26 protein-coding genes are annotated in these 19301 nt (G+C 65.1%); 10 read left to right on the top strand and 16 right to left on the bottom strand.

Features of this window, described 5'->3' with window-relative positions; genetic code table 11:
- Positions 1-55 precede the first annotated feature (55 nt).
- From L338_RS12225 to L338_RS12190, 8 genes are all read right to left on the bottom strand, one after another.
- Positions 56-451, bottom strand: coding sequence for a DUF3168 domain-containing protein (locus tag L338_RS12225; protein WP_027068510.1), 396 nt, complete (start codon positions 449-451; stop codon positions 56-58).
- Complete coding sequence (locus L338_RS12220; protein WP_033311304.1) at positions 448-762, bottom strand: phage head closure protein; 315 nt, start codon at positions 760-762, stop codon at positions 448-450. Before L338_RS12220 ends, L338_RS12225 begins: the two co-directional genes overlap by 4 nt.
- Positions 759-1313 carry a head-tail connector protein gene (locus L338_RS12215; protein ID WP_022698679.1) on the bottom strand — a complete coding sequence of 185 codons (555 nt, stop codon included), beginning with the start codon at positions 1311-1313 and terminating at the stop codon, positions 759-761. The genes L338_RS12220 and L338_RS12215 overlap by 4 nt, the downstream gene beginning before the upstream one ends.
- A gap of 65 nt (positions 1314-1378) precedes the next feature.
- The gene (locus tag L338_RS12210) at positions 1379-2605 is read right to left on the bottom strand and encodes a phage major capsid protein (RefSeq protein ID WP_022698678.1); all 1227 of its coding nucleotides are present in this window, start codon (positions 2603-2605) and stop codon (positions 1379-1381) included.
- A gap of 38 nt (positions 2606-2643) precedes the next feature.
- Positions 2644-3069, bottom strand: a complete 426-nt coding sequence (locus L338_RS12205) for an HK97 family phage prohead protease (protein ID WP_022698677.1) — start codon at positions 3067-3069, stop codon at positions 2644-2646.
- An 86-nt stretch (positions 3070-3155) separates the two neighbouring features.
- Positions 3156-3833, bottom strand: a complete 678-nt coding sequence (locus L338_RS12200) for a hypothetical protein (protein ID WP_022698676.1) — start codon at positions 3831-3833, stop codon at positions 3156-3158.
- A gap of 41 nt (positions 3834-3874) precedes the next feature.
- On the bottom strand, positions 3875-4168 hold the full coding sequence (locus tag L338_RS12195; protein WP_022698675.1) for a hypothetical protein: 294 nt from the start codon (positions 4166-4168) through the stop codon (positions 3875-3877).
- Positions 4165-5328, bottom strand: coding sequence for a phage portal protein (locus L338_RS12190; RefSeq protein WP_022698674.1), 1164 nt, complete (start codon positions 5326-5328; stop codon positions 4165-4167). The genes L338_RS12195 and L338_RS12190 overlap by 4 nt, the downstream gene beginning before the upstream one ends.
- A gap of 138 nt (positions 5329-5466) precedes the next feature.
- Between L338_RS12190 and L338_RS12185 the strand changes: the two genes are divergently transcribed.
- The 3 genes from L338_RS12185 (at position 5467) to L338_RS12175 (ending at position 7400) form a co-directional block, all read left to right on the top strand.
- Complete coding sequence (locus L338_RS12185; RefSeq protein ID WP_022698673.1) at positions 5467-5841, top strand: hypothetical protein; 375 nt, start codon at positions 5467-5469, stop codon at positions 5839-5841.
- A gap of 186 nt (positions 5842-6027) precedes the next feature.
- The gene (locus tag L338_RS12180; RefSeq protein ID WP_022698672.1) at positions 6028-6450 is read left to right on the top strand and encodes a hypothetical protein; all 423 of its coding nucleotides are present in this window, start codon (positions 6028-6030) and stop codon (positions 6448-6450) included.
- Entirely contained in the window at positions 6447-7400 is a 954-nt protein-coding gene (locus L338_RS12175; protein WP_022698671.1) for a cation diffusion facilitator family transporter, read from the top strand. Before L338_RS12180 ends, L338_RS12175 begins: the two co-directional genes overlap by 4 nt.
- A gap of 181 nt (positions 7401-7581) precedes the next feature.
- Here the strand turns inward: L338_RS12175 and L338_RS12170 are convergent, their stop codons facing one another.
- The 3 genes from L338_RS12170 to L338_RS12160 form a co-directional block, all read right to left on the bottom strand.
- Complete coding sequence (locus tag L338_RS12170; protein WP_022698670.1) at positions 7582-8070, bottom strand: nuclear transport factor 2 family protein; 489 nt, start codon at positions 8068-8070, stop codon at positions 7582-7584.
- 83 nt (positions 8071-8153) lie between these two features.
- Entirely contained in the window at positions 8154-9425 is a 1272-nt protein-coding gene (locus L338_RS12165; protein ID WP_022698669.1) for a DNA-packaging protein, read from the bottom strand.
- Entirely contained in the window at positions 9373-9672 is a 300-nt protein-coding gene (locus L338_RS12160) for a hypothetical protein (protein ID WP_022698668.1), read from the bottom strand. The genes L338_RS12165 and L338_RS12160 overlap by 53 nt, the downstream gene beginning before the upstream one ends.
- 444 nt (positions 9673-10116) lie before the next feature.
- Here L338_RS12160 and L338_RS12155 point away from each other — a divergent pair, with 444 nt between their 5' ends.
- Positions 10117-11202 (top strand): DUF2336 domain-containing protein, encoded by a 1086-nt coding sequence (locus L338_RS12155; RefSeq protein WP_022698666.1) that lies wholly within the window; start codon positions 10117-10119, stop codon positions 11200-11202.
- Here L338_RS12155 and L338_RS17630 read toward each other — a convergent pair.
- From L338_RS17630 to L338_RS12140, 3 genes are all read right to left on the bottom strand, one after another.
- On the bottom strand, positions 11199-12035 hold the full coding sequence (locus tag L338_RS17630) for a hypothetical protein (RefSeq protein WP_022698665.1): 837 nt from the start codon (positions 12033-12035) through the stop codon (positions 11199-11201). The two genes, L338_RS12155 and L338_RS17630, sit on opposite strands and share 4 nt — an antisense overlap.
- On the bottom strand, positions 12032-12637 hold the full coding sequence (locus tag L338_RS12145) for a hypothetical protein (protein ID WP_152485894.1): 606 nt from the start codon (positions 12635-12637) through the stop codon (positions 12032-12034). The genes L338_RS17630 and L338_RS12145 overlap by 4 nt, the downstream gene beginning before the upstream one ends.
- Before the next feature lie 79 nt (positions 12638-12716).
- Positions 12717-14318, bottom strand: a complete 1602-nt coding sequence (locus L338_RS12140) for a peptide chain release factor 3 (protein ID WP_022698663.1) — start codon at positions 14316-14318, stop codon at positions 12717-12719.
- A 290-nt stretch (positions 14319-14608) separates the two neighbouring features.
- On the opposite strand from L338_RS12140, the gene L338_RS12135 reads away from it, so the two are divergent.
- The 3 genes from L338_RS12135 (at position 14609) to L338_RS12125 (ending at position 16212) form a co-directional block, all read left to right on the top strand.
- Positions 14609-15004, top strand: a complete 396-nt coding sequence (locus tag L338_RS12135; protein ID WP_022698662.1) for a Ros/MucR family transcriptional regulator — start codon at positions 14609-14611, stop codon at positions 15002-15004.
- 234 nt (positions 15005-15238) lie between these two features.
- A complete protein-coding gene (locus L338_RS12130) occupies positions 15239-15679 on the top strand; it encodes a PAS domain-containing protein (RefSeq protein ID WP_161624629.1) in 441 nt (146 codons plus the stop codon).
- A gap of 218 nt (positions 15680-15897) precedes the next feature.
- Positions 15898-16212 (top strand): hypothetical protein, encoded by a 315-nt coding sequence (locus L338_RS12125; RefSeq protein ID WP_022698660.1) that lies wholly within the window; start codon positions 15898-15900, stop codon positions 16210-16212.
- A 131-nt stretch (positions 16213-16343) separates the two neighbouring features.
- On the opposite strand, the gene L338_RS17625 is transcribed toward L338_RS12125, so the two are convergent.
- Positions 16344-16493 carry a hypothetical protein gene (locus L338_RS17625; protein ID WP_161624628.1) on the bottom strand — a complete coding sequence of 50 codons (150 nt, stop codon included), beginning with the start codon at positions 16491-16493 and terminating at the stop codon, positions 16344-16346.
- Between L338_RS17625 and L338_RS12120 the strand changes: the two genes are divergently transcribed.
- Positions 16492-17289, top strand: coding sequence for a DUF3800 domain-containing protein (locus L338_RS12120; protein WP_152485893.1), 798 nt, complete (start codon positions 16492-16494; stop codon positions 17287-17289). The genes L338_RS17625 and L338_RS12120 overlap by 2 nt on opposite strands.
- 158 nt (positions 17290-17447) lie before the next feature.
- Here L338_RS12120 and L338_RS12115 read toward each other — a convergent pair whose 3' ends face one another.
- Entirely contained in the window at positions 17448-18368 is a 921-nt protein-coding gene (locus L338_RS12115; protein WP_022698658.1) for an IS1595 family transposase, read from the bottom strand.
- Positions 18369-18497: 129 nt separating this feature from the next.
- On the opposite strand from L338_RS12115, the gene L338_RS12110 reads away from it, so the two are divergent.
- Both L338_RS12110 and L338_RS16660 read left to right on the top strand, forming a co-directional pair.
- Positions 18498-18830 carry a helix-turn-helix domain-containing protein gene (locus tag L338_RS12110; protein WP_022698657.1) on the top strand — a complete coding sequence of 111 codons (333 nt, stop codon included), beginning with the start codon at positions 18498-18500 and terminating at the stop codon, positions 18828-18830.
- The coding region (locus L338_RS16660; RefSeq protein ID WP_022698656.1) for a DUF6456 domain-containing protein at positions 18827-19301 on the top strand (475 nt) is incomplete at its 3' end. The genes L338_RS12110 and L338_RS16660, both read left to right, overlap by 4 nt.

Raw genomic sequence — 19301 nt, 5'->3', positions numbered from 1 at the left:
ATCCTCCGGCTTGACCGGAGGACCCAGCCTTCAAGAAAATCTCGCCGAAAGGCGCTCATTCCGCTTCCGTGACGGCACGCAGCCGCAGCACGCCCTGAAAGGTCCGTCCGTCGCTCTTCAGCACGTCGGAATAGACCGCCCGCAAACTGACCAACGTCCCGTCTTCCAGCGTCAGCGCCGCATGGTGCAGCGCGCTGCGCATCGCCGCGATCACGGACGCCGCTTCCTCCCGCCCCGTCTCGCGGGACCAGGCGAACAGCGTCATCCGGTGCGCCTGCAGCCCGTCGGGCAATTCCTCGCTGCGCGTCCCGCCATAGCTGGCAAAGGGGAAAAACGCCTCGCGCGGGGGCCGGTCCCACAGTCTTGGCGGATCGCCCAGAAGGGCGGTCACGCCGGCGTCCGCGGACAGCGCCTCATGCAACGCCCGCTGAACGGCGAATGCCGAACTCATGTCTCGTCCTCACAGATCAGGATCAGGAATTGCCGCGACCCGTCCGGGTCATAGGCCGCCGTCACGCGCCGCACCCGCCCGGCCCAGCCCGCGCGCCAGCCGGGCTTCACGTCGCCGCGGTGCCGGATACGCACGGAAAACCGCGTCGCGGTCTGCAGCGTCTCGAACCGCCCGCGCTCGCGCGCGCTCTCCGCCGCAATCGCGGCCCAGACGACGCCAACCTCGTCGAAGCTCAGCGCCGCCCCGCCGCCTGGCGCCGCCGCGCGCACCGGCGCCAGCAGGCTTACCCGCCGGTTCAGGTCCGCCCTCACAGCCGCGCCAGCGCATAGGGGGCGATCAGCGCCTGGACGGAGAGCGGCATCGCCTCCGCCCCGCGCCCCTCATAAGCCTCGGCCGTCAGCGCCCGCACCGCTTGGCGTAGCGGCGCCGGAACCTCCTCCGCCGCCGCGCCATAGCCCGCGGTGAACTCGATCTCGATTCCCCCGGCCTCGCGCCTGACGCGCGGCCATATCCCTTTCAGCGAGACCAGCCGCGCCGGATCGCTCTTCAGGTCCGCGTACCAGTCCGCCGGGGCAACCGTCTCCGCCGTTCCGTCCGCCGTCAGCAGCCGGATCTCGTGAACCTCGCTCACCGGTGCGGCGGGCAGCGCGTGCTGGCTGCTCATCGCCCAGCCATCGCGGACCTCCACCAGCCGCGTCGAAATCAGGACCCGCCCGGTCAGCGCCTCCACGCGTTGCCGCGCGGCGGTCACGAATGCGCCGATCAGCGCGTCTTCCGCGTCATGATCGACCCGCAAATAGGTCTTCGCCTCGGCTAGGGAGACAGGCTCCGCGGCCGGCGGCGTGATGATTTTCAATGTCATGAAATAAAAAGCCCCGGACGGTTTCCCGTCCGGGGTCCTTGTTCGTGGATCGCGCTGGCTCGGTCTCAGGAGACGCCGAACTTCAGCAGCTTGATCGCGTCGAAGTCCTGCACGCCGCCACCCACGCGCTTGGTCGTGTAGAACAGGACGTACGGCTTGGCGCTGTAGGGATCGCGCAGCACCTGCACGCCCTGGCGATCCACCACCAGATAGCCGCGCCGGAAATCGCCGAATGCGATGGCCATGGCGTCGGAGCCGACATCCGGCATGTCCTCCGCCTCGCTCACCGCATAGCCCAGCAGGGTCGAGGCCTGCCCCGCCTCCGCCGCTGGCCGCCAGACATAATTCCCGTCCGCGTCCTTGAAGCGCCGCACCCTGGAGACCGTGCGCCGGTTCATCACGAACCGCCCATTGGCGCGGTAGCCGGGCTTGGGCGCATAGATCAACTCGATCAGGTCATCCAGCGGGTCGGAGGCGGCAAAATCGCCGTCCACGCCCGTCGCCAGATAGCCCAGCTCGCCCCAGTCCTGCGCGCCTTCGGCGGCGACGTCATAGCTCAGGAATCCCTTGGGCTTGTTCACCCCGTCACCGCTGACGAACGCCGCGCCTTCCTGCGCCGCGAACACGTCGCGCACCTCGCCGGCCAGCCAGTCGTCCAGATCCACCAGCGCATCGTCCAGCAGGCTCTGGGTCGCCGCCGGCATGGCGTAGAGTTCGGCCGCCGGGAATTCCAGCAAGTCCATGGTCGGGGAGTCCGTCTCCGGCCGCGCCGCCGTCTCGCCCGCCCAGCCGGACGCCGCCCCGCCCAAGCTCACCGGCTTGCGGTAGGTCCCCGCGGAGATGCGCCGCACGCTGGCGATGGCGCGGATGGGCGAGGCCTCGGCCAGCCGCGCCTCGATGGTCCGCTCGGTCTCCTCGGGGACCACATAGCCGCCATCGGCGTCCGACCCGGCGGACAGAGATTTCACCTGCATCAGGCGCGCCGCGTCGCCCTGCCGGGCATAGGCGTCGAAGGCGGCCTTGGCCTCGCTCGGCCCGGCCGATTTCGCCTCGCCCAGATCGGGCCGCGCGGCGTCCAGCGCCATGCGGTCCAGCGCCGCCTTCTGACGGGTCAGCGCATCGTCGATCCGCCCGACCTTGTCCTCCAGCAGCGTGTCGGCGGCGGCCTTCTTCTCCAGTTCGGCCAGCCGCTCGTCATTGGCCGCCTTGAACGCCTCGAAGGCGCTCAGGAAATCATGGTGCGCCGCCTTGGTCTCCGGCGAGGCGGCAATCGTCTTGGCGTCCTGTTTCAATGGTCTCTCCTTGTTTCCAGGCACAAAAAAAGCGGCTCTCAGGCCGCCATCACGTCTTCGGTTTCGATCAGTCGGAGCCTCGCTCCGGGCAACATCGGGAAGGTCACGATGGAGACCTCCCACAGATCCAGCTCCAGCAGCTCCCGCCCCCGCGGCCCGCGCCGCATCCGGGTCGGCCGGTAGCCGATGGACAGGCCATCCAGAGCCCCCGCCCGAACCAGCGCGCCCGCCGTCTCTCCCCGCGGTCCGGCGGCCAGCAGCTCGCCCTCCACGTACAGGCCGCGGGAATCTTCCCGGATCGCGCGCCACACGCCCACCGGCTCGCTGGCCTCGTGCTGGAACAGCATCCGCACCCCGCCCGTCCCGCGCCGCATCAGCGCGGCGGCAAACGCGCCCGGGCGCACCACGTCGCCCGCAAGGTCCGCCGCCCCGAACAGGGAGGCGTAACCGGCAATCTTCGTCATCGGCGATTTTCCTTCGCGCAAAAGAAAACCGGCCGCGCATTCCGCGCCGCCGGTTTCCGATAAGCTATTCAGTTGTCAGGCAAAGCCTATTGCGCGTCGAGCGCGGCCTGAACCGCGGCGATCTCCACGCTGCCCTTGGCGTTCGCCACCATCTCCGCGTCCTCGGAGGCGCAAAGCTGGGTCAGCTGGGCGCTGGTCTGGGTGACGCCCTGTTTCAGATTTTCCGGCATCGGGCCTTCATAATTGGCCTGACGGGCCGTCACCAGCGCATCGAAACTGGCGTCGCTATCGACATCCAGCAGCTTGGCGCGGCAGGAATCCTCCACCGCGGCGATGCCCAGAACCAGCACGTCGACCGGAACGGAGAGCTGCCCGCCCACCGCTTCGTACATCTGCTGATACTCGCCCTGGCCGCATTCAGCCGCCTCGGCGCCGGAAACCGCCTGTTGCACATCGGCGCTCAGATCGATCTCGGCTTCGGCCAGACGCGCCTCGACCTCATCCATCTGGCTGTTCAGGATGGCCTGTTCGCCCGCCGGAAACGCGCCGCATTTCTGCGAATAGGCGTCCACGGCTTTCATCACCATGTAGCCCTGCACGATTTGCGCAGCCTGCTGTTGCTCGGGGGACATTTGCTGTTGCGCAGCGCCCTGCTCGGCCGGGGCCGGCGTCAGCTGGGACTGGGCCGCGCCATCGTCCTGCGCCAGAGCCGGCGCGGCGGACACGGCCAGCGCCGCGGCGCTGGCGAAAATTACGTTCTTCATTCGAGTCAAACCTTCAATTTGTTTCTCTCGCGCGGCGGAACCTATTGGTCCGCACGCGTCTCGGCCAGTCCCGTATCATTACTGTTTGGCGACAATCGGGCTTCAATCCGCGCCAGCGCCGCGCCGGACAGCTCCACCTTCGCCTCGATCCGGGCCAGCCGCTCGCCCAGCGGCTGCGCCAGGTCGGCCCGCCGCTCCAGCTGGCTCAGGCGTTCGCCCGCCGACCCGGCCCAGACCAGCGCCGCGCCCGCCTGAACCGTCATCGCCATGATCACGCCCAGCGTCACCTGTCGCTCCAGCCGCCAGCGTTCGCGCGCCGGCAACACCTTGCTCATTGCCCGTCTCCTTCCAGCCCCAGCGCCGCGCGCTTCTCCGCATCGCTCAGGAAATCCGCCTCCGCCACGCGTTTCCATTCCGCCGCCCGGTCGGCCTCTACGCCCGGCGTCTTCGTCTCGTCCGCGGTAATCTCCACGCCTTCGCCAAACCACGGCCGCGCCCACAGCGTCAGCGCCCGCGCCGTCTTGCGGGCCAGCGGAACCACCGCCTGCCGCCAGAACGCCAGGTTCGCCTCGCGGTAATTGGCGTAGGTATTGTCACCGGGAATGCCCAGCAGCATGGGCGGCACGCCGAAGGCCAGCGCGATCTCCCGCGCCGCCTCCCGCCGCGCCTCCAGGAACTCCATCTCGGCGGGCGAGAGCGACAGCGGCTTCCAGTCCAGCCCGCCATCCAGCACCAGCGGCCGCCCCGCATTCGCCGCCCCCTGGTGCGCGTCGGAAAGCTCCGCGCGCAGCCGTTCATACTGGTCCCCCGTCAGACGCCCGTCGCCGCCCGAATAGACCAGCGCGCCGCTGGGCCGCGCCGCATTGTCCAGCAGCGCCTTGGTCCAGCCCGCCCCGGCATTGTGTATGTCCACCGCCTTTGCGGCCGCCTCCAGCGGCGACAGCCCGTAGTGATCGTCCGCCGGGTGAAACAGTTTCAGGTGCAGGATGGGCGAGCGCCCGCTGGCCGCATCCCGCGTGAACCGCACGGTCCGCCCGCCGGCGCTGTAATCCCAGCCCTCGGGCCAGCCGCGCGTCCCGGCGCGGACCCGCATCCGGTCGGGCCGCAGCGCGTAAAGCTCCCGCGGCGCGCCATCCAGCGCCGCCGCCTCCAGATAGGCGTTCCCCGCGGTCAGCAAGTGCCCGTAAAGCGTCTCGAACAATTCCGGCGCGCTCTCGCCCGGGTTCGGCGCGGCCAGCAGCGCCGCCGCCGGATCGTCCGCCGCCGCGCGCGTCCCGTCCCGGCGAACCAGGAAGGGCAGGCCCGCCGCCCCTTCGGCGATCATCCGCACGCAGCGATGGACCACCGGGTTCGCCGCCACGCCCTCGCGCGCCATCCTGCCGTAATCGCGCGGCGTCCACACCGGCGCGCCCGGCGCCGATAGCGCCACCAGACCGCCCGCGCCCTGTTTCGCCGCCGGCGCGCGCTGAAACGCGCGCTGCATCAGACCCAGCATCGCTTACTCCTGTTATTTATTTGTTTTTACTGACCTATTCGGCGCCCCGATGACAGCGGCGTTCGGACCCTCTTAACCATTGCCGGGCGAGGCTGTGGACAAGTCAAAGAGAAGCGCGCCCGGCAAACGAGGATCGCCATGCATGAGATCGTCATAGATCAGAGCAAGGGTCTTGCCCGCGCCAGCCTTAGCGGCGTCATGACGATGGATGACAGAATGGCCGTGATGGAGGCCCTCTCGAAGCCCGAAACCCGCGCCGCCTGCCCCTATACGATTATCGACCTGTCCGGCGTCGACACCGACTCCGACACCTGGGAGGAGATCGAGTTCGCACGCTCCATCTCCCGCTTCACCGCAGCCTTCGAAGGCCGCCACACGGCGGTCATTGTCAATCCGGCTTTCCTGGTGTCCTCGATGGTGTGCTGGAACCTGCAAAATCTCGGCATCCGCATCACCGATTTCTACACCGAAGCCGAAGCCCGCGCCTGGCTGAACGAGGCGGAAGCCGCCTGACCCCCAATCCCGCGAGCCTGCCGAATATAGCGCCGCGCCCGTCCCGGTCTGATTTTTCCCGGCGATAAACTTGCAGGCAGCTGAAAACGCTGCGGTTATGCACGCAAAGAGTAGGGAAAAATCGTTTCTTTTCCCCGTAACCAGGTCCATTTGAACCCGGTCCGGCGATTGCGCGTTTACGCAACCATGAGGATTCTGCTTCTTGTGCTCGGCTTGGGGCTCGCCGCCTGCGGCGCGCCGAGGGATCCGCACTCCACCCTGAAAGCGGTTGAGGGTGGCCAGCTCCGCGCCGGCCTGGTGGCAGGCGTAGCCGGCCTTGCCGACGACCGCGCAAAGCTTCAGGCGCTCGCCAGCGAAATGGACGCCGAGCTCGTTACACAGACCGGTGACGCTCACGCTCTGATGAGGAAGCTGGAGAGAGGTGAGCTGGATATCGTCGCTTCACTCCCGAAGAACACGCCCTTCATGAAAGCAGGATTCAGCCATCCCGCCGGGCCGAGGGCTGCGCCGGACGCCAAACCGCCCGTCTGGGCCGTCCGCGCGGGTGAGAACGCATGGTTGCTGCGCGTCAATATCTTTCTGATGCAGACCGAAGCAGACGCGTCATGAGCGAATGCAAGCCCGACCATCCACGAAGCGTCGGCGACGCGCTGAAGCGCGGCGAAAGGCTGGAATGGTGGTCGCTGTTCTGGTTGGCCTTGATCGTGGCCGTGATGGGTCTTGTCGCAGGCGGCTCGCAAGCCTTCCGCACCGCCTGGATAGAAGACATGCTGTCTCTCCTGCCCCCGGCCTTTTTCTTGTTCACACGCTGGCAGGAAAAACAGCCCTCGACAGAGAAATTCCCCTTTGGGTTTCAGCGGGCGGGGACGCTCGCCTTCTTCTTCTCCGCTGCCGCGCTCACTGTAATGGGCGGCTTCCTGTTCTATGAAGGTGGCAAGACCCTCATCATGCGCGAACACCCCACGCTTGGCTCATGGACTCTGCTCGGTCATCAGGTCTGGCTAGGGTGGCTGATGATCGCCGCGCTAATCTTCTCCGTCATCCCGCCGGTCATCTTGGGGCGCATGAAGCGCAAGGTCGCCGCCCAAATTCACGACAAGGTGCTTTATACCGACGCGCAGATGAATGCCGCGGACTGGCAGACGGGTCTGGCAGGCGTAATCGGCATTGTTGGCATCGCGCTCGGCCTATGGTGGGCGGATGCGGCCATGGCCCTTGCGATCTCCTTTTCTATCTTGCGCGACGGGATTAATGGCGTCCGTCTGTCCATCGCCGCGCTGCTGGACGGCGCCCCGCGCAAACTGGAATCGGGCGAAATCGATCCAGACGCCCGGCGCATCCGTCAGTCACTGGAGAACCGCTACGGCAATGTCCACGTCCAGATGCGGGAGACCGGCCGCTATATCCGCGTCAGCATCGAACCGGCCGATGCGCATCACCTCCCCACCGCCATAGCTGAACAGCTTATGGAAAGCGACAACTGGCGCCTTCTGGATATCGGCGTGGTGATCCGCACGGACCTCCCGGCCGAAGGCGCAAAGGCGAAGCCGGAGACATAACGCCTAGCCGTCCTGATCCAGCGAACTGTATTTCCAAGGACAGGGGAAATCCGTCCCGTCCTGTCCTGTCGTTCCGGCAGCCTCGGACAGGACGTTCACCCCGGCCGCGCCAATCGCTCACCGGGAAACCGGTCTTCACATTCCCGCGCCATCGCCCGGAACCCGTAAGCGGCCCGCGCCTCTAACAGCGGTCCAGCTTGATCAGCATCTCTGCGCACGGCGTTAGCGACCGCGAAACCAGTCGCCATTCGCCATCCGTCTGCTGATACACGGACATATGCTTCAGCGGTCCCCACCGCCCGACCGGCTTCATGACTCCGTCAATGTCCAGCCGCCCGGTCACAATCGCCAGATCGCCCTGACGAACCACCTCCTCGCCGGAAACTGTAATGCCCGAGGCGTCCCACGCCGCCACCCCGGCGGCCGCCTGCGCCTTCCCCTCGACCATGCCGCCGGGCGCCAGCACGCGGAAATCCTCGGCCGCGGTCTCGTTGAACAGCGCCGCGTCCCGCTCCACGATCATGGATTCAAACAGCGCCGTATTCAGCGCCAGAAGTTCGGCGTTTCCGGTTTCCGGTTCGCCGTCCCTGTCCTGCCCAAGGGCGCCCGGCGCAACCGCCAGAGCCATCGCAGCCGTAACGCCGCCCAGACTGATCGTCATACGCGCCATGAAATAGTCTCCCCATCGTTACAGGCGAAGACTACATCCAAACCGCGCGTAAATCAGCTTCCAAATGCCCGCCTGCGCGCCCCTCACAACCACCGCGCCCGCGGCTCCGGCGGGGCGTTCAGCATCAGCTCGCTCAGCGCCCAGACCAGCGCGTCGGCGCGGTCGTCGGCGCAGGCCGCCTCCGTGCCCAGCGCCCGCAACTCGGTCTCCAGCGCCCCGAACACGCCGCAATGGGTCACGCGCCCCTGCTCATAAAGCGCCGCCACGGGTTCGGCCCGCGCCGCCTTGCCACGGCTGGCGCGGACGGTGGTCACGGGCAGGTTGGGCGCGGCGCTGCGCAAGACTTGCGTCACCAGGTCGCCGCCCTGGTTTACCTCGGCCACCACGCGGTCCGCCTCCCACGCCTCGAACGCCGCCGCCACAGCTTGCGCCCATCCGTCGGGGGACCGCCCCTGCACGCTGGCGTCGGCCAGCACGAAGGCCCGCCGCGCCAGTCCCTCGCCCGCCGCGCCCGCCACCACGATGCCGCAACCATCGGCGCGGGGGCCGCCCGTCACCGGCGGGTCCACCGCCACCACGATGCGGTCCAGCCGCGCCGGCGCTTCCCCCCGCGCAGCTTCCAGCATGGCGTGGGTCCACAGCGCCCCGGCGCGGTCCTCCACCACCTCGCCGTCCAGCTCCTGCGCGCCCAGCGCCGTGCCGCCATAGGCTTCGCGCATCGCCGCGCGGAAGGCTTCGGGCAGGAAGTTCGCCTCGTCCGTCCGCCCGCGCGTCACCACCGTCTCGCCGGACGCCAGCAGGGCTTTCAGCGCCGGGATCGGCCGCGGCGTGGTGGTCAGAAGACAGCGCGGATCCTCGCCCACGCGCAGCCCCATGCGCACCATGTCCAGCACCGCCTGCGCCCGGGGCCAGGCGCAAAACTCGTCGCCCCAGGCCAGATCGTGCTGCGGCCCTCTTATGGAGTCCGGATCCTCGGCGGAGAACACGCTGGCCACCGCCCCGTTCGGCCATTCCAGCGCATGGCGGGAGGCCACATAGCGCGGCCGCGCCTTTGCCGGGGCGATGGCGCGGAACCCGCTCGGCCCGTCTATCATCACCTCCCGCGCCAGTTCGAAAGTCGGCGCGATCAGGGCGATGCGGCCCGCCCGCTCGGCCTCCACGGCCGCGCGCACCCACTCGGCCCCGGCCCGCGTCTTGCCCGCGCCGCGCCCGCCCAGGATCAGCCAGATGCGCCAGCCGCCCCGCGGCGGAACCTGATGCCCGGCCCGCCAGACTTCCCAGTCGCGGCGGACCGCGCCGCGTTCAGCCTCGCTGAGATCCAGCCTGCTGCCGTTCCCGGATTCGCTGTTCGACAAGACGGTCCACCTCGGCGTTGAATTCTTCCTTCAGCTTGCGCTCCCGCGCCGGGTCCGGCGCGTCCGGCGTCTCCGCCGGCTCGGGCAACAGGCCCCCCGCCGACTTCATCGCCCCGGTCAGCACGGTCAGGGTCTTGGCCCATTTCTCCGCCTCGGCGGCCGTGTCCGCCTCCAGCGCGGCTTCCACCGCATCCATGATTTTTGACGCGACGCGCTTGCGCCGCTGCCGGCTTGTCGAGATCGTCATGATCCTTGAACTCCCTCCTCACGCGGGTCTCGCCCGCACCGCGACAATCTTGCGCCCGCCGCGCAGCCGGTCTGGTTGCGGGCGGCTCTTTTCCGGCAAGCCATTGTTAACGCTAGGTTTTGGAGATCTCGCCGCGTGGAAAACGGCGGCAACGTCCCCGCTTTTTCAGGGGCCAGACTGTGATTGGACAGATTTGCGCGAAACTCGCAGGGCGTCTCGGCGTTGACATACACAGGCGCTGACCGGGTTCTGCGCGCGGCGTTTCTGGGCGGCTCGCCGCTTTTGCGCGACCGGTCGGCGCCGCTTCATTTTCAGTGAGATTTCCGCGCTGGTATTTCGCTCTTCGGGGCGAAAAACACTCACTTTTGCCCTTTCCGGCGACGCTTTCTTTACGACCCCTGGCTTACACCCCCGTACAGACGCCAATGCCCGGGGCCGCCAATCATGCCGTCAACGCTGCAATCCCTCACCGCGCTCGCCGCGGAAAAGTCCAGCGACAAGCGCCGCGTGCTGCTGCGTGAAGTCACCGACCTGTTCTTCGAAACCAGCGATCAGGACCGCAGCGCGCAGGAATCGGAGGATTTCGACGTCATCCTGTCCTCCGTTTCGCAGGAAATGGCCGAGGAAGTGCGGATCGAGCTGGCCGAGCGTTTTGCCGATACGCCCGATGCGCCCTACCGCCTCGTCCGCCAACTGGCCTCGGACGAACAGATCTCCGTCGCCGGGAAAGTCCTGCAGAAATCCTTCGCCCTCAAGGACGACGACCTGGTCACCATCGCCCATTCCCGCGGTCAGGAACACCTGCTCGCCATAGCCGGGCGCGACCATGTCCCCGAAGCGGTTTCGGACGCGGTGGTCCAGCGCGGCGATGACGAAACCCTCGCCCGCCTCGCCTCCAACGAAGGCGCCGCGATTTCCCGCAAGTCCATGGAAACACTGGTCGACCGGGCGCAGGACGCCACCATCCTGCACGGCCCCCTGGTGCAGCGCGCCAGCCTGCCGCCCGACCTCCTGAACGAGATGTACGCCTTCGTCGAGGACCGGCTGAAACAGAAAATTCTTGAGCGTAATGAGGCGCTTAGCGAGTCGGAGCTGGAAGGCGCGCTGAAAAACCGCCGCGCCCGCCCGGACGACTCCCTGCCCGCCGATTACGAGGACGCGCGCAAATTCGTGCGCAACGCCAAGCTCCGCAAACAGGTCGACGCCAGCTTCCTGGCCCGCCAGCTCCGCGACGGCGAGGAAACGCGCTTCCTGATCGCTTTCGCCGACACCGCGCAGATTGATTTCAACGCCGCGCGTTCGGTGTTCCGCAACCCGTCGCAGGAACCGCTGGCGCTGGTCTGCAAGGCCGCCGGGCTGGACCGGTCGTTGTTCGTGACGCTGGCGCTGCTGCGCGCCGGCGAAGGCGGGCCGGATCTTGGCCACGCCCAGTCGCTGGGCAAAGTCTATGACGAGACCCCGCGCGAGGCGGCGGAGCGCGTGATGCGGTTCTGGAAAGTGCGCAAAGCGGCGGAAACCGAAGCCGCCTAGAAGCCCAGCGCCCGCGCCAGCGCCGCCGCCTGCGGCGTTTCTTCCGCCGTTTCCCAGTCGATTTCCAGCGCCCGGGCGTCCGGCCCCTCCCCGCGCAGCCATTGGCCGCGATAGACCTGCTGGTCGATCACCAGACGCTCCGCCGCGGGCATGGGCGCGGGCGCCGAAACGGCCTCCGCCCCGTCTGAAAGCTGGCCGTCAAACCCTTCATGGGCCAGCCTTGAATCGATGGGGGCGTAATAGAATCCGAAGATATTGCCGCTGACATAGGCGCAGCTCCAGCGCGCCGCGGCCCCGGCCTGAATGCCGGTCAGGCGTTCTTCGCGCGTGAAACCGTCCGGCGGAGCCGGGCAATCGCCCGGCGCGGCGGCGGTTTCTGTTTCCGGGACAAGGCCGTTCTCAAGCGAAAACGCCTCGCCAAACGCGATCAGCGGCGCGCGGGCGAAGCCGGGGATGGCGTAGCGGCTGCGAATCAGGATTTCACGGCCCCCGAACGCGGCCAGCCAGACCTCCTCTCGCAGGTCCCCGGCGTCGGTTTCGCCCAGATGCAGGACGCGCCCGTCAAAGGGTTGCGGGGTGCGGCGGTCCAGAAGCGTCGCCACCCGGTCCGCCGCCTCATCCGCCGGGGCGGCGGCATCCTGCAGCCAGATGCGCGCATCGGCGCCGGAGGGGTGGGAATAGGCGCAGAAATCGCCCGTTTCAGACGCCGCATCGCGCGAAAACGCGCCCAGAGTCTCCGGGCAGACCAGAGATTCCGGGGCGGCGCGGGCACCGATGCGGTCGCCCGTCGCGTCCTGTTGCAGAAGAAGAAGGGCCAGTAGAGCGGCGGTCACGTCGCTCCCGATAGCCTGTCGCGCTTGTCGAAGGCAAGCTGCGCACGGCGCGCTTCCTCCGCCGCCGTCTCGAACGCGGCGTCATGGCGGGGCGATTCACATTCACACTCCACCCGCAAGGCGCCGCCCGAAGCATTGTCGAATTCGCGCGACAGCGCCGCGGCCTCGCCATAGGCCTCCGCCTTGCCGTCATGAGACAGGCGAAGCGTCTGGAATTCCGTCCCGTAATAGGTGCACCAGGCGGCGGCGTCATCGCCGCTTCTGGCCCTTGAGAAGGTGAACTCGCCCAGCTTCGGCGCGCAGACCAGCCCTGACTGGTGATAATGCCAGCTGGCCCAGACGAACCATCCATCGGCCCCGAAGGCCAGTCGCGCCGGCAAGAGCGGCGCGTTGTCCGGCGCCGCCGGGCCATCGCTTGCCGCGCGGGCGGCTCCGTCCTGATCGCTATTGTTCGTATTGGGCACGTCCTCGCCCGCGATCAGCACGCGGATACGCTCCGCATAGATCCGGCCGCGTTCGGCCAGTTCGCCGAATTTATCGCCAACCTGTCCGCACCCGGAAAGAAGAAGCGCGCCCATGCACGCCGCAAACAAATGTTTCATGATCGCCCCCGATCGCAATCGACGGGGAATATAACGCGCAACCACGACAAAACGGTCTCCGCGCGGCAAATATTTTTAATCAGTTGCGTTCGCGCACCTTCAGGAAGCGCAAGTCCGGGAATTTCTCCTGAACATAGCCCGCTTCCCATTCGCTCTTGGCCAGGAAGACCGGCGCGGCGTCGATATCCTCGGCCATCTGCATCTTGCGCTGCTCGCCCAGCCGGTCGATTTCCTTCTCGTCCCCGGCCACCCAGCGGGCGGTCTCATAGGGCGAGGGCTCGAAAACCACATCCAGATTATATTCGCTGGAAAGGCGCTCCGCCATGACTTCCAGTTGCAGCTGACCGACCGCGCCGACGATGAAATCCGCGCCGATTATGGGGCGGAAAAGCTGCGTCACGCCCTCTTCGGAGAGGCCTTCCAGCGCCTTTTTCAGATGCTTCTGCTTCAACGGATCGGTCACCCGCACCCGGCGCAGCATCTCCGGCGCGAAATTCGGCAGACCGGAGAATTCGTATTTCCCGGACTGGGAGAGCGAGTCCCCGACCCGCAACAGGCCGTGGTTCGGCACGCCGATGACATCGCCGGCATAAGCGATGTCGGTGGTTTCCCGCGTATGGGCGAAGAAAGAGACCGGGGAATGCACCGGAACCGGCTTGCCGGTCGCGGTTTTCAGGCGCTGGCCGCGCTCGAACTTGCCCGAAGTCAGCCGCAGGAAGGCGACGCGGTCGCGGTGGTTCGGATCCATGTTCGCCTGGATCTTGAACACAAAGCCGGAGACTTCGGAATCGCCCGGCTGGATCGTCGTCTCGCCCTCTTTCGTCTGGGCTTTCACCGGGGCGGGCTGCGGCGCGATATCGGCCAGCGCGTCCAGCAATTCCCGCACCCCGAACCCGCGCAGGGCCGACCCGAAATAGACCGGCGTCAGATGCCCTTCGCGGTAAGCCTGAAGATCGAATTGCGAATAGCCGTCCTGCGCAAGCAGCGCGCCTTCCTCCATTTCCTCGTAAACCGCATCGTCCAGCGTCTCACGGATGGAATTGCCGCTGGCCGGAATACGGTCGGCGGGCGCCCCGGCGTCGCGGTCCTCATCCCGCGAATAGACCATGAATTCGTCGGTCGAGAGGTCTTTCAGGCCCGCAAACCGCCCGCCGGACCCGGCCGGCCATTGCATCGGCGCGGCGTCCAGCGCCAGCGTCTCCTGGATTTCCTCGATCAGCTCGAACGGATCGCGCGCTTCCCGGTCCATCTTGTTGATGAAGGTGGTGATCGGGATGTCGCGCAGGCGGCAGACCTCGAACAGCTTGAGCGTCTGCGGCTCCACGCCCTTGGCCGCGTCCAGCACCATCACCGCGCTGTCGGCGGCGGTCAGGGTCCGGTAGGTGTCTTCGGAGAAGTCCTCATGGCCCGGCGTGTCCAGCAGGTTGAAGACCAGCGCCCGGTGATCGAACGTCATGACGGAGGCGGACACGGAAATGCCGCGTTCGCGCTCGATCTTCATCCAGTCGGATGTCGCCCGGCGCTGTTCGCCCCGCGCCCGCACCGCCCCGGCCAGGCGGATGGCGCCGGCGGACAGCAGCAGGTTTTCCGTCAGCGTGGTCTTGCCGGCGTCCGGGTGGGAGATGATGGCGAAGGCGCGGCGGCGCGCGGCCTCTGCAGCGATTTCAGGCGCGTCAGTCATAGGGTGTAAGTAGAACCGTGATTGGAACCGCGACCGCATTACAGACCGGGCGGGCCTGCCGCAATGGCGAAGGGCGGTTCAATTTTTCTGTTTCAACACGCTTTGCGTGCTTTCGAATACAGCAATCAAACCTTAACTCACTTTCTAAAATACGCCGAAAGAACCTCCGCGGCGTCCTCACTGCAATTTTATTTGGTTTTTAGCTGTAAGTGCGACATTGAAATACTTGTCAGGGCCGGACCCCAAGACTACGTTCCCCCCGTCTTTCTAAAACGAACAGGTTCACAATAATGGACGATAATAACGCACTAATCGAGATGACGGCTGACGTGGTTTCCGCCTATGTCGGAAATAATGTCGTGCCCTCGACCGAGCTGCCGGAGCTGATCCGCGGCGTTCACGAAGCCCTCAGCCAGATCGAGGCCGGACATGTTGAGCCGGAACCGCTGGAGCCGGCCGTCCCGCTGAAGAAATCCGTCAGTCCGGACTATATCGTCTGCCTGGAAGACGGGAAAAAGTTCAAGTCGCTGAAGCGCCACCTGCGCACCAAGTACGACATGTCGCCCGAGGAATACCGCGAGAAGTGGGGCCTGGCGGCCGACTATCCGATGGTCGCGCCCAATTACGCCAAGCAACGCTCCGAACTGGCCAAGAAAATGGGCCTGGGCCGCAAGGCGAAAAAATAACAGCGGCGAAATCCGTTGATATTATTGCGAAAGGGCGGTCCGGCGGGCCGCCCTTTTTTTATTTCGATTCATTCATTGAATCAGAATGCGAATCGGACTCTTGCCAAGAGTCCCCAAATCACTGAATAGTGATTCGCAACTTAGCCGAAGCACTAATCGGGGGGTCGGCGAGGACTCATGTCCGCGCGTGGAAGTCTATTTCGTGCTCAGCTGGTATTGGACGAGCATCGCGCCTTGCATGACTGGTGGCGCGACAGCTTTGAAGATGATCAGCCGCCCAACAGGAAAGCACTCGACCCTGGCGAGATGCCGCGGTTGCTGCCGGGCCTGAGCGTATTCGAAATCAAGCAGGGCCAGTGGCGCATTCGACTTGCGGGAACGCGGTTCTATGAGGCGCTGGGCGAAGAAATCAGCGGCGCCGTCATAGACGATCTGCCGCTGGGCGAGACAGGCCGCAGTTGGCGCCGCGCGCTGGATCTTGCCCGCGAGACCCTGCGCCCGGTCTGCGGGGCGCAGCGCGTCTGCTGGCGCGGCGAGGAACGCGCCATCGCCCGCTTCTGGGTGCGCCTTCCCCTGACTTCCGATGACGGCCGCGACCATATGGTGCTGGGCCACGACGTTTTCCGCCCGTTTGAAGAATCCCTTCACACGCCCGCAATCGCGTGGGCCGGCTAGGCTTTTTCCACCGTAAAATCTGATCCGAACCTCAAGCATTTCAGGCCTTTGGGATTATCCCTGCGTGGATAATAGGATTATTTTGCGGATTATATACTTCGCGAACCCCTACATCTTGTGATATCTGGTATTTCATCAATCTAGGGGTGCAAACGGTGATTCGCCTCACGCCATTTTAGAGGCGCTTCGCGGACTGCATTCCTAACCGGAGAATGCCAATGCGGAACGGCGTGCACGAACAAACCATTTGCGAAGCCATCAAACAGAATCGGCTCATTGAGTTCACCTACGAACCGACGCTCGAAAAGCGGAAATTTGCGCCTGATATTGTCCACTACGCCAAAGCCGACAGACAGACCACGTTGGCAGGCGGACGCAAGAAGGCAGCAACGGGCTGGGAGCAGAGGTCTTATGACCCGAACAAAATGCTAGGCGTCGTGATCCTTGACGAGAAGTTCGAGCCTGACCCCCGGTTTGATCCCACAAGCTCCCGATACAAGCACGGGATCATCTGCAAACGAGAGCGCGTCTAGGTAGCGTTCAATCGCCTCCAGATCATGCCGAACCTCCTCTATCGCCGTATCCCTATCCAGCTCTTCCAAGCAGCCAAGCGCGTGCTCCGTCCAGTAGCGTATTTGCTCTGGCGAAACAGCGAGAGAGGCAATCATTCGTCTTGGCCAGACTCCTTGGGCTTCGGCGGCGCTGGCGTGATCCGCCTTAACGCCCGCTCAAAGCGTTCCTCGCTCTCGTCGCATTCATGCTCGCGAGCGGCCTCTTTGAATTTGTCAGATTGAGAGGGTTCTTTTTTGGTCATGCAATTGCCTCCCGGCGGAATCGACATCTTTTATATTGATGAATCACACGATCAGAAAACATACGTCACGACCGCAATCCGAGTCCCATTTCTCCGCAACATTGATGGCAATTGGACCATCGTTTGGCAGGCGACTTGGGAGGGGGCGCGAGACTGGCGGCGTGGCCTGAAAAGGTCGCTTGATATCCCAACAACCCAAGAACTCCACGGTCATAAACTAGCCTCTGGGCGCGGCAATTACAGGAAAGGCAAACACAATTTTGACCGGGCAAAGGCCCGCGGAGCATACAATGAGGCGCTTCAAACTATCGATTTTCTTCCCAGCCAATCGATCATGTCGGCGTCAGTCCATCGAGGCCCCCAACACCTCTACGGTAATCAGCGCCTCGAAGCCGTCATGGTCGCCCTTTTCCAGCGCATGCGAACCTACTGCGACAAGAATCAGCGCGTGGCTTTGACGTTCTTTGACCGGGGGCATCCCGAATATCGCACCTTATACCGCAAAGCTCAGGTTTTCCTCCCCACCGGAAGCTTGTTCGGCACCAGGACCCGGAACCTGCCTCTAAGCATGTTTTTTGAAGACGGGAACGACAAAGATTCAAAACACTGCTGGTTCACCCAAACCGCTGACATAGTCGCCTACGTTGCGTTCCTTAAGGTGAAATCCGAGCGCCGGGACTTGACCCCATGGCAAGTCAAATACAATTGGAGCGCCGCTTATGACGAGATTCCCGCCACGCTTATCAACACCAACGTGTCTCGCGGCGTAATTAGAGACGGCATTGTCAGGCTCTAGAAATAGAGACGGCCCCTTTCGGGGCCGCTCAGTCGGTTACGCCACCGGCTCATGGCCGGCTTTGTGAACACGCAGATGTGAATCTAGAGACTCATTCTTAAAAATTCAACCAATTCGGTAGAATTCTCTATCTGCGGCGCATTAGGAGAATACGCCAGCTAGGCCGCTCGGAAATCAACTCCCCCTCGGTATTTGAGCCGCTTGCCAACGATGCCCGCTAGCGCGTTCTCAGCGCGCTCCACATCGCTCACCGTGCGCGCGTTATAGCGGAAATCGAACTCCGCCAGATAACGGTGCAGGTGCTTCTCAGCGCAGTGCTGATAGACGCCTTTCATGCCGCGCTTGAAGACCGAGAAATAGTTCTCGACCGTGTTCGTGTAGGCATCGCCGCGAACATACTCGCCGTCCGAGTGCTTCACCGTTTCATGGCGGGCGAAACGCTGGCCGACCTCGACATAGAGATTGCTCTCGTCCGTCTGGAGCGTCGTCTCGTTCAGAATGTTGCGGCGAACCAGTTCACCGACATTGCGCTTGTTGGCCGCGTCCATCGCGAAGCTGCGAACCTTGCCGCCGCGCTCTACCAGAGCCAGAACCGGCACCTTGTAAGCGCCGCCCTGACGCTTGCCGCCCATGCCGCGGCGCGAGTCCTTCTTGCCGATATACGTCTCGTCAGCCTCAACGTTCTTGCCCTTGCCGCCCAGAGGCGGAAGCAAGCGGCCCTCTCGCATCGCTTCGCGCAGGCGGTGCGCCATGAACCAAGCCGTCTTGTAGGTGACCTCCAGAATGCGGTGAAGCTGATGGGCGCTGATGCCCTTCTTGCTCGACACCATCAGGTAGGTCGCCTGCATCCACTTGTGCAACGGAACCTTGCTCGCCTCGAACACCGTGCCAACGCGCACCGTGAACTGCTTCCGGCACTCGCCGCACTTCTTCAAACCCATGCGCGCCGTATTTAGGACGTAAATCCTATCACTGTTTCCACAATGCGGGCAAACGGGACCGCGCGGCCAGACGATGGATTCCAGCTTCTCGAAAGCGGCCTTCTCGTCGTGGAAATATGGCTTTGAAAGCAGTGACATAACTCTTCTCCGTCTATGACCCTAACATAGACGAATCAGTTGGGTTTGTAAAGTATATAATTGTGATTATTTTCCTCGCTTTTGGAATTCCGGCCTATTATGTGGGTCTGAATGGAGGAAAAGACTGGAATGACAAATCCGGCGGAAACGGTGAATGAAGATATGGCGCGGGCGAAGCTGGCGCTGGCGGCGGCGGCCTATGCGTTCGGGGCGCCGCTGGACGCGGTGGCCGAGGAGCGGCGCGGCGGACGGCGCGACCTGACGCGCGTGCGGCAGGTGGCGATGTATCTGGCGCATGTCGGGTTCGGCATGAACCTGGCGCGCGTGGCGATGGCGTTCGGGCGCGACCGGTCCACGGCGGCCTATGCCTGCCACAGGATTGAGGACGCGCGGGACGATCCGGCGCTGGACGCGCAGCTGGACGCGCTGGAGGACTGCCTGCGCGCGGCCCCCGCGCCATGAGCGGCCGCAGAGCGGACCGCGCCTTGCGGCGGCTTGCCGTGGGCGGGGCGGCGCTGATGCCGATGCCGGGCGGGGGAGACTGGGCCGTTTATCCGGCGGGCGACCGGCGGCGGCGGCCGGTCTGCCGCCTGAGCGACGCGGAGGCCGGCGGCTTGCTGGCCGATGGCGCAATCAGCGGCGACGCGGAGCGCCGCGTCATTACCGCCGAGGGCCGGGCGCGCCTGCTGCGTCTGAGCGCCGGCCGTGACGCGCATCAGGCCCAGCACCGCAATATGGCGGAGGAGACCCGCAAGGACCGCTGCGGCGTCCGCCGTCCGGTGCGGGTCAACCGGGACGAATCTCCGCTGGGCCGATTGTTCGATCCAGCGGGAAATCCGGCTGAACAATTCCTCACCCGGGCCGAATTCGAGGCCGGAGAGCGCTTCCGCGACGATCTGGCGCAGTCCACGCTGAACCCGCGCCTGACGATGG

This window comes from Euryhalocaulis caribicus, assembly GCF_000412185.1.
In the GTDB taxonomy this organism is placed as follows: Bacteria; Pseudomonadota; Alphaproteobacteria; order Caulobacterales; family Maricaulaceae; genus Euryhalocaulis; species Euryhalocaulis caribicus.
This window is presented reverse-complemented; position numbering and strand designations above follow the sequence as displayed.

Coding starts and splice junctions, on each gene's coding strand:
- L338_RS12170 (WP_022698670.1), bottom strand. CDS start 8,070: ATGGCGCGTATGACGATCAGTCTGGGCGGCGTTACGGCTGCGATGGCT.
- L338_RS12225 (WP_027068510.1), bottom strand. CDS start 451: ATGAGTTCGGCATTCGCCGTTCAGCGGGCGTTGCATGAGGCGCTGTCC.
- L338_RS12155 (WP_022698666.1), top strand. CDS start 10,117: ATGCCGTCAACGCTGCAATCCCTCACCGCGCTCGCCGCGGAAAAGTCC.
- L338_RS17625 (WP_161624628.1), bottom strand. CDS start 16,493: ATGACCAAAAAAGAACCCTCTCAATCTGACAAATTCAAAGAGGCCGCT.
- L338_RS12200 (WP_022698676.1), bottom strand. CDS start 3,833: ATGAAGAACGTAATTTTCGCCAGCGCCGCGGCGCTGGCCGTGTCCGCC.
- L338_RS12215 (WP_022698679.1), bottom strand. CDS start 1,313: ATGACATTGAAAATCATCACGCCGCCGGCCGCGGAGCCTGTCTCCCTA.
- L338_RS12175 (WP_022698671.1), top strand. CDS start 6,447: ATGAGCGAATGCAAGCCCGACCATCCACGAAGCGTCGGCGACGCGCTG.
- L338_RS12115 (WP_022698658.1), bottom strand. CDS start 18,368: ATGTCACTGCTTTCAAAGCCATATTTCCACGACGAGAAGGCCGCTTTC.
- L338_RS12125 (WP_022698660.1), top strand. CDS start 15,898: ATGCGGAACGGCGTGCACGAACAAACCATTTGCGAAGCCATCAAACAG.
- L338_RS12205 (WP_022698677.1), bottom strand. CDS start 3,069: ATGACGAAGATTGCCGGTTACGCCTCCCTGTTCGGGGCGGCGGACCTT.
- L338_RS12135 (WP_022698662.1), top strand. CDS start 14,609: ATGGACGATAATAACGCACTAATCGAGATGACGGCTGACGTGGTTTCC.
- L338_RS12140 (WP_022698663.1), bottom strand. CDS start 14,318: ATGACTGACGCGCCTGAAATCGCTGCAGAGGCCGCGCGCCGCCGCGCC.
- L338_RS12190 (WP_022698674.1), bottom strand. CDS start 5,328: ATGCTGGGTCTGATGCAGCGCGCGTTTCAGCGCGCGCCGGCGGCGAAA.
- L338_RS12180 (WP_022698672.1), top strand. CDS start 6,028: ATGAGGATTCTGCTTCTTGTGCTCGGCTTGGGGCTCGCCGCCTGCGGC.
- L338_RS12195 (WP_022698675.1), bottom strand. CDS start 4,168: ATGAGCAAGGTGTTGCCGGCGCGCGAACGCTGGCGGCTGGAGCGACAG.
- L338_RS12120 (WP_152485893.1), top strand. CDS start 16,492: ATGCAATTGCCTCCCGGCGGAATCGACATCTTTTATATTGATGAATCA.
- L338_RS12110 (WP_022698657.1), top strand. CDS start 18,498: ATGACAAATCCGGCGGAAACGGTGAATGAAGATATGGCGCGGGCGAAG.
- L338_RS12185 (WP_022698673.1), top strand. CDS start 5,467: ATGCATGAGATCGTCATAGATCAGAGCAAGGGTCTTGCCCGCGCCAGC.
- L338_RS12145 (WP_152485894.1), bottom strand. CDS start 12,637: ATGAAACATTTGTTTGCGGCGTGCATGGGCGCGCTTCTTCTTTCCGGG.
- L338_RS12160 (WP_022698668.1), bottom strand. CDS start 9,672: ATGACGATCTCGACAAGCCGGCAGCGGCGCAAGCGCGTCGCGTCAAAA.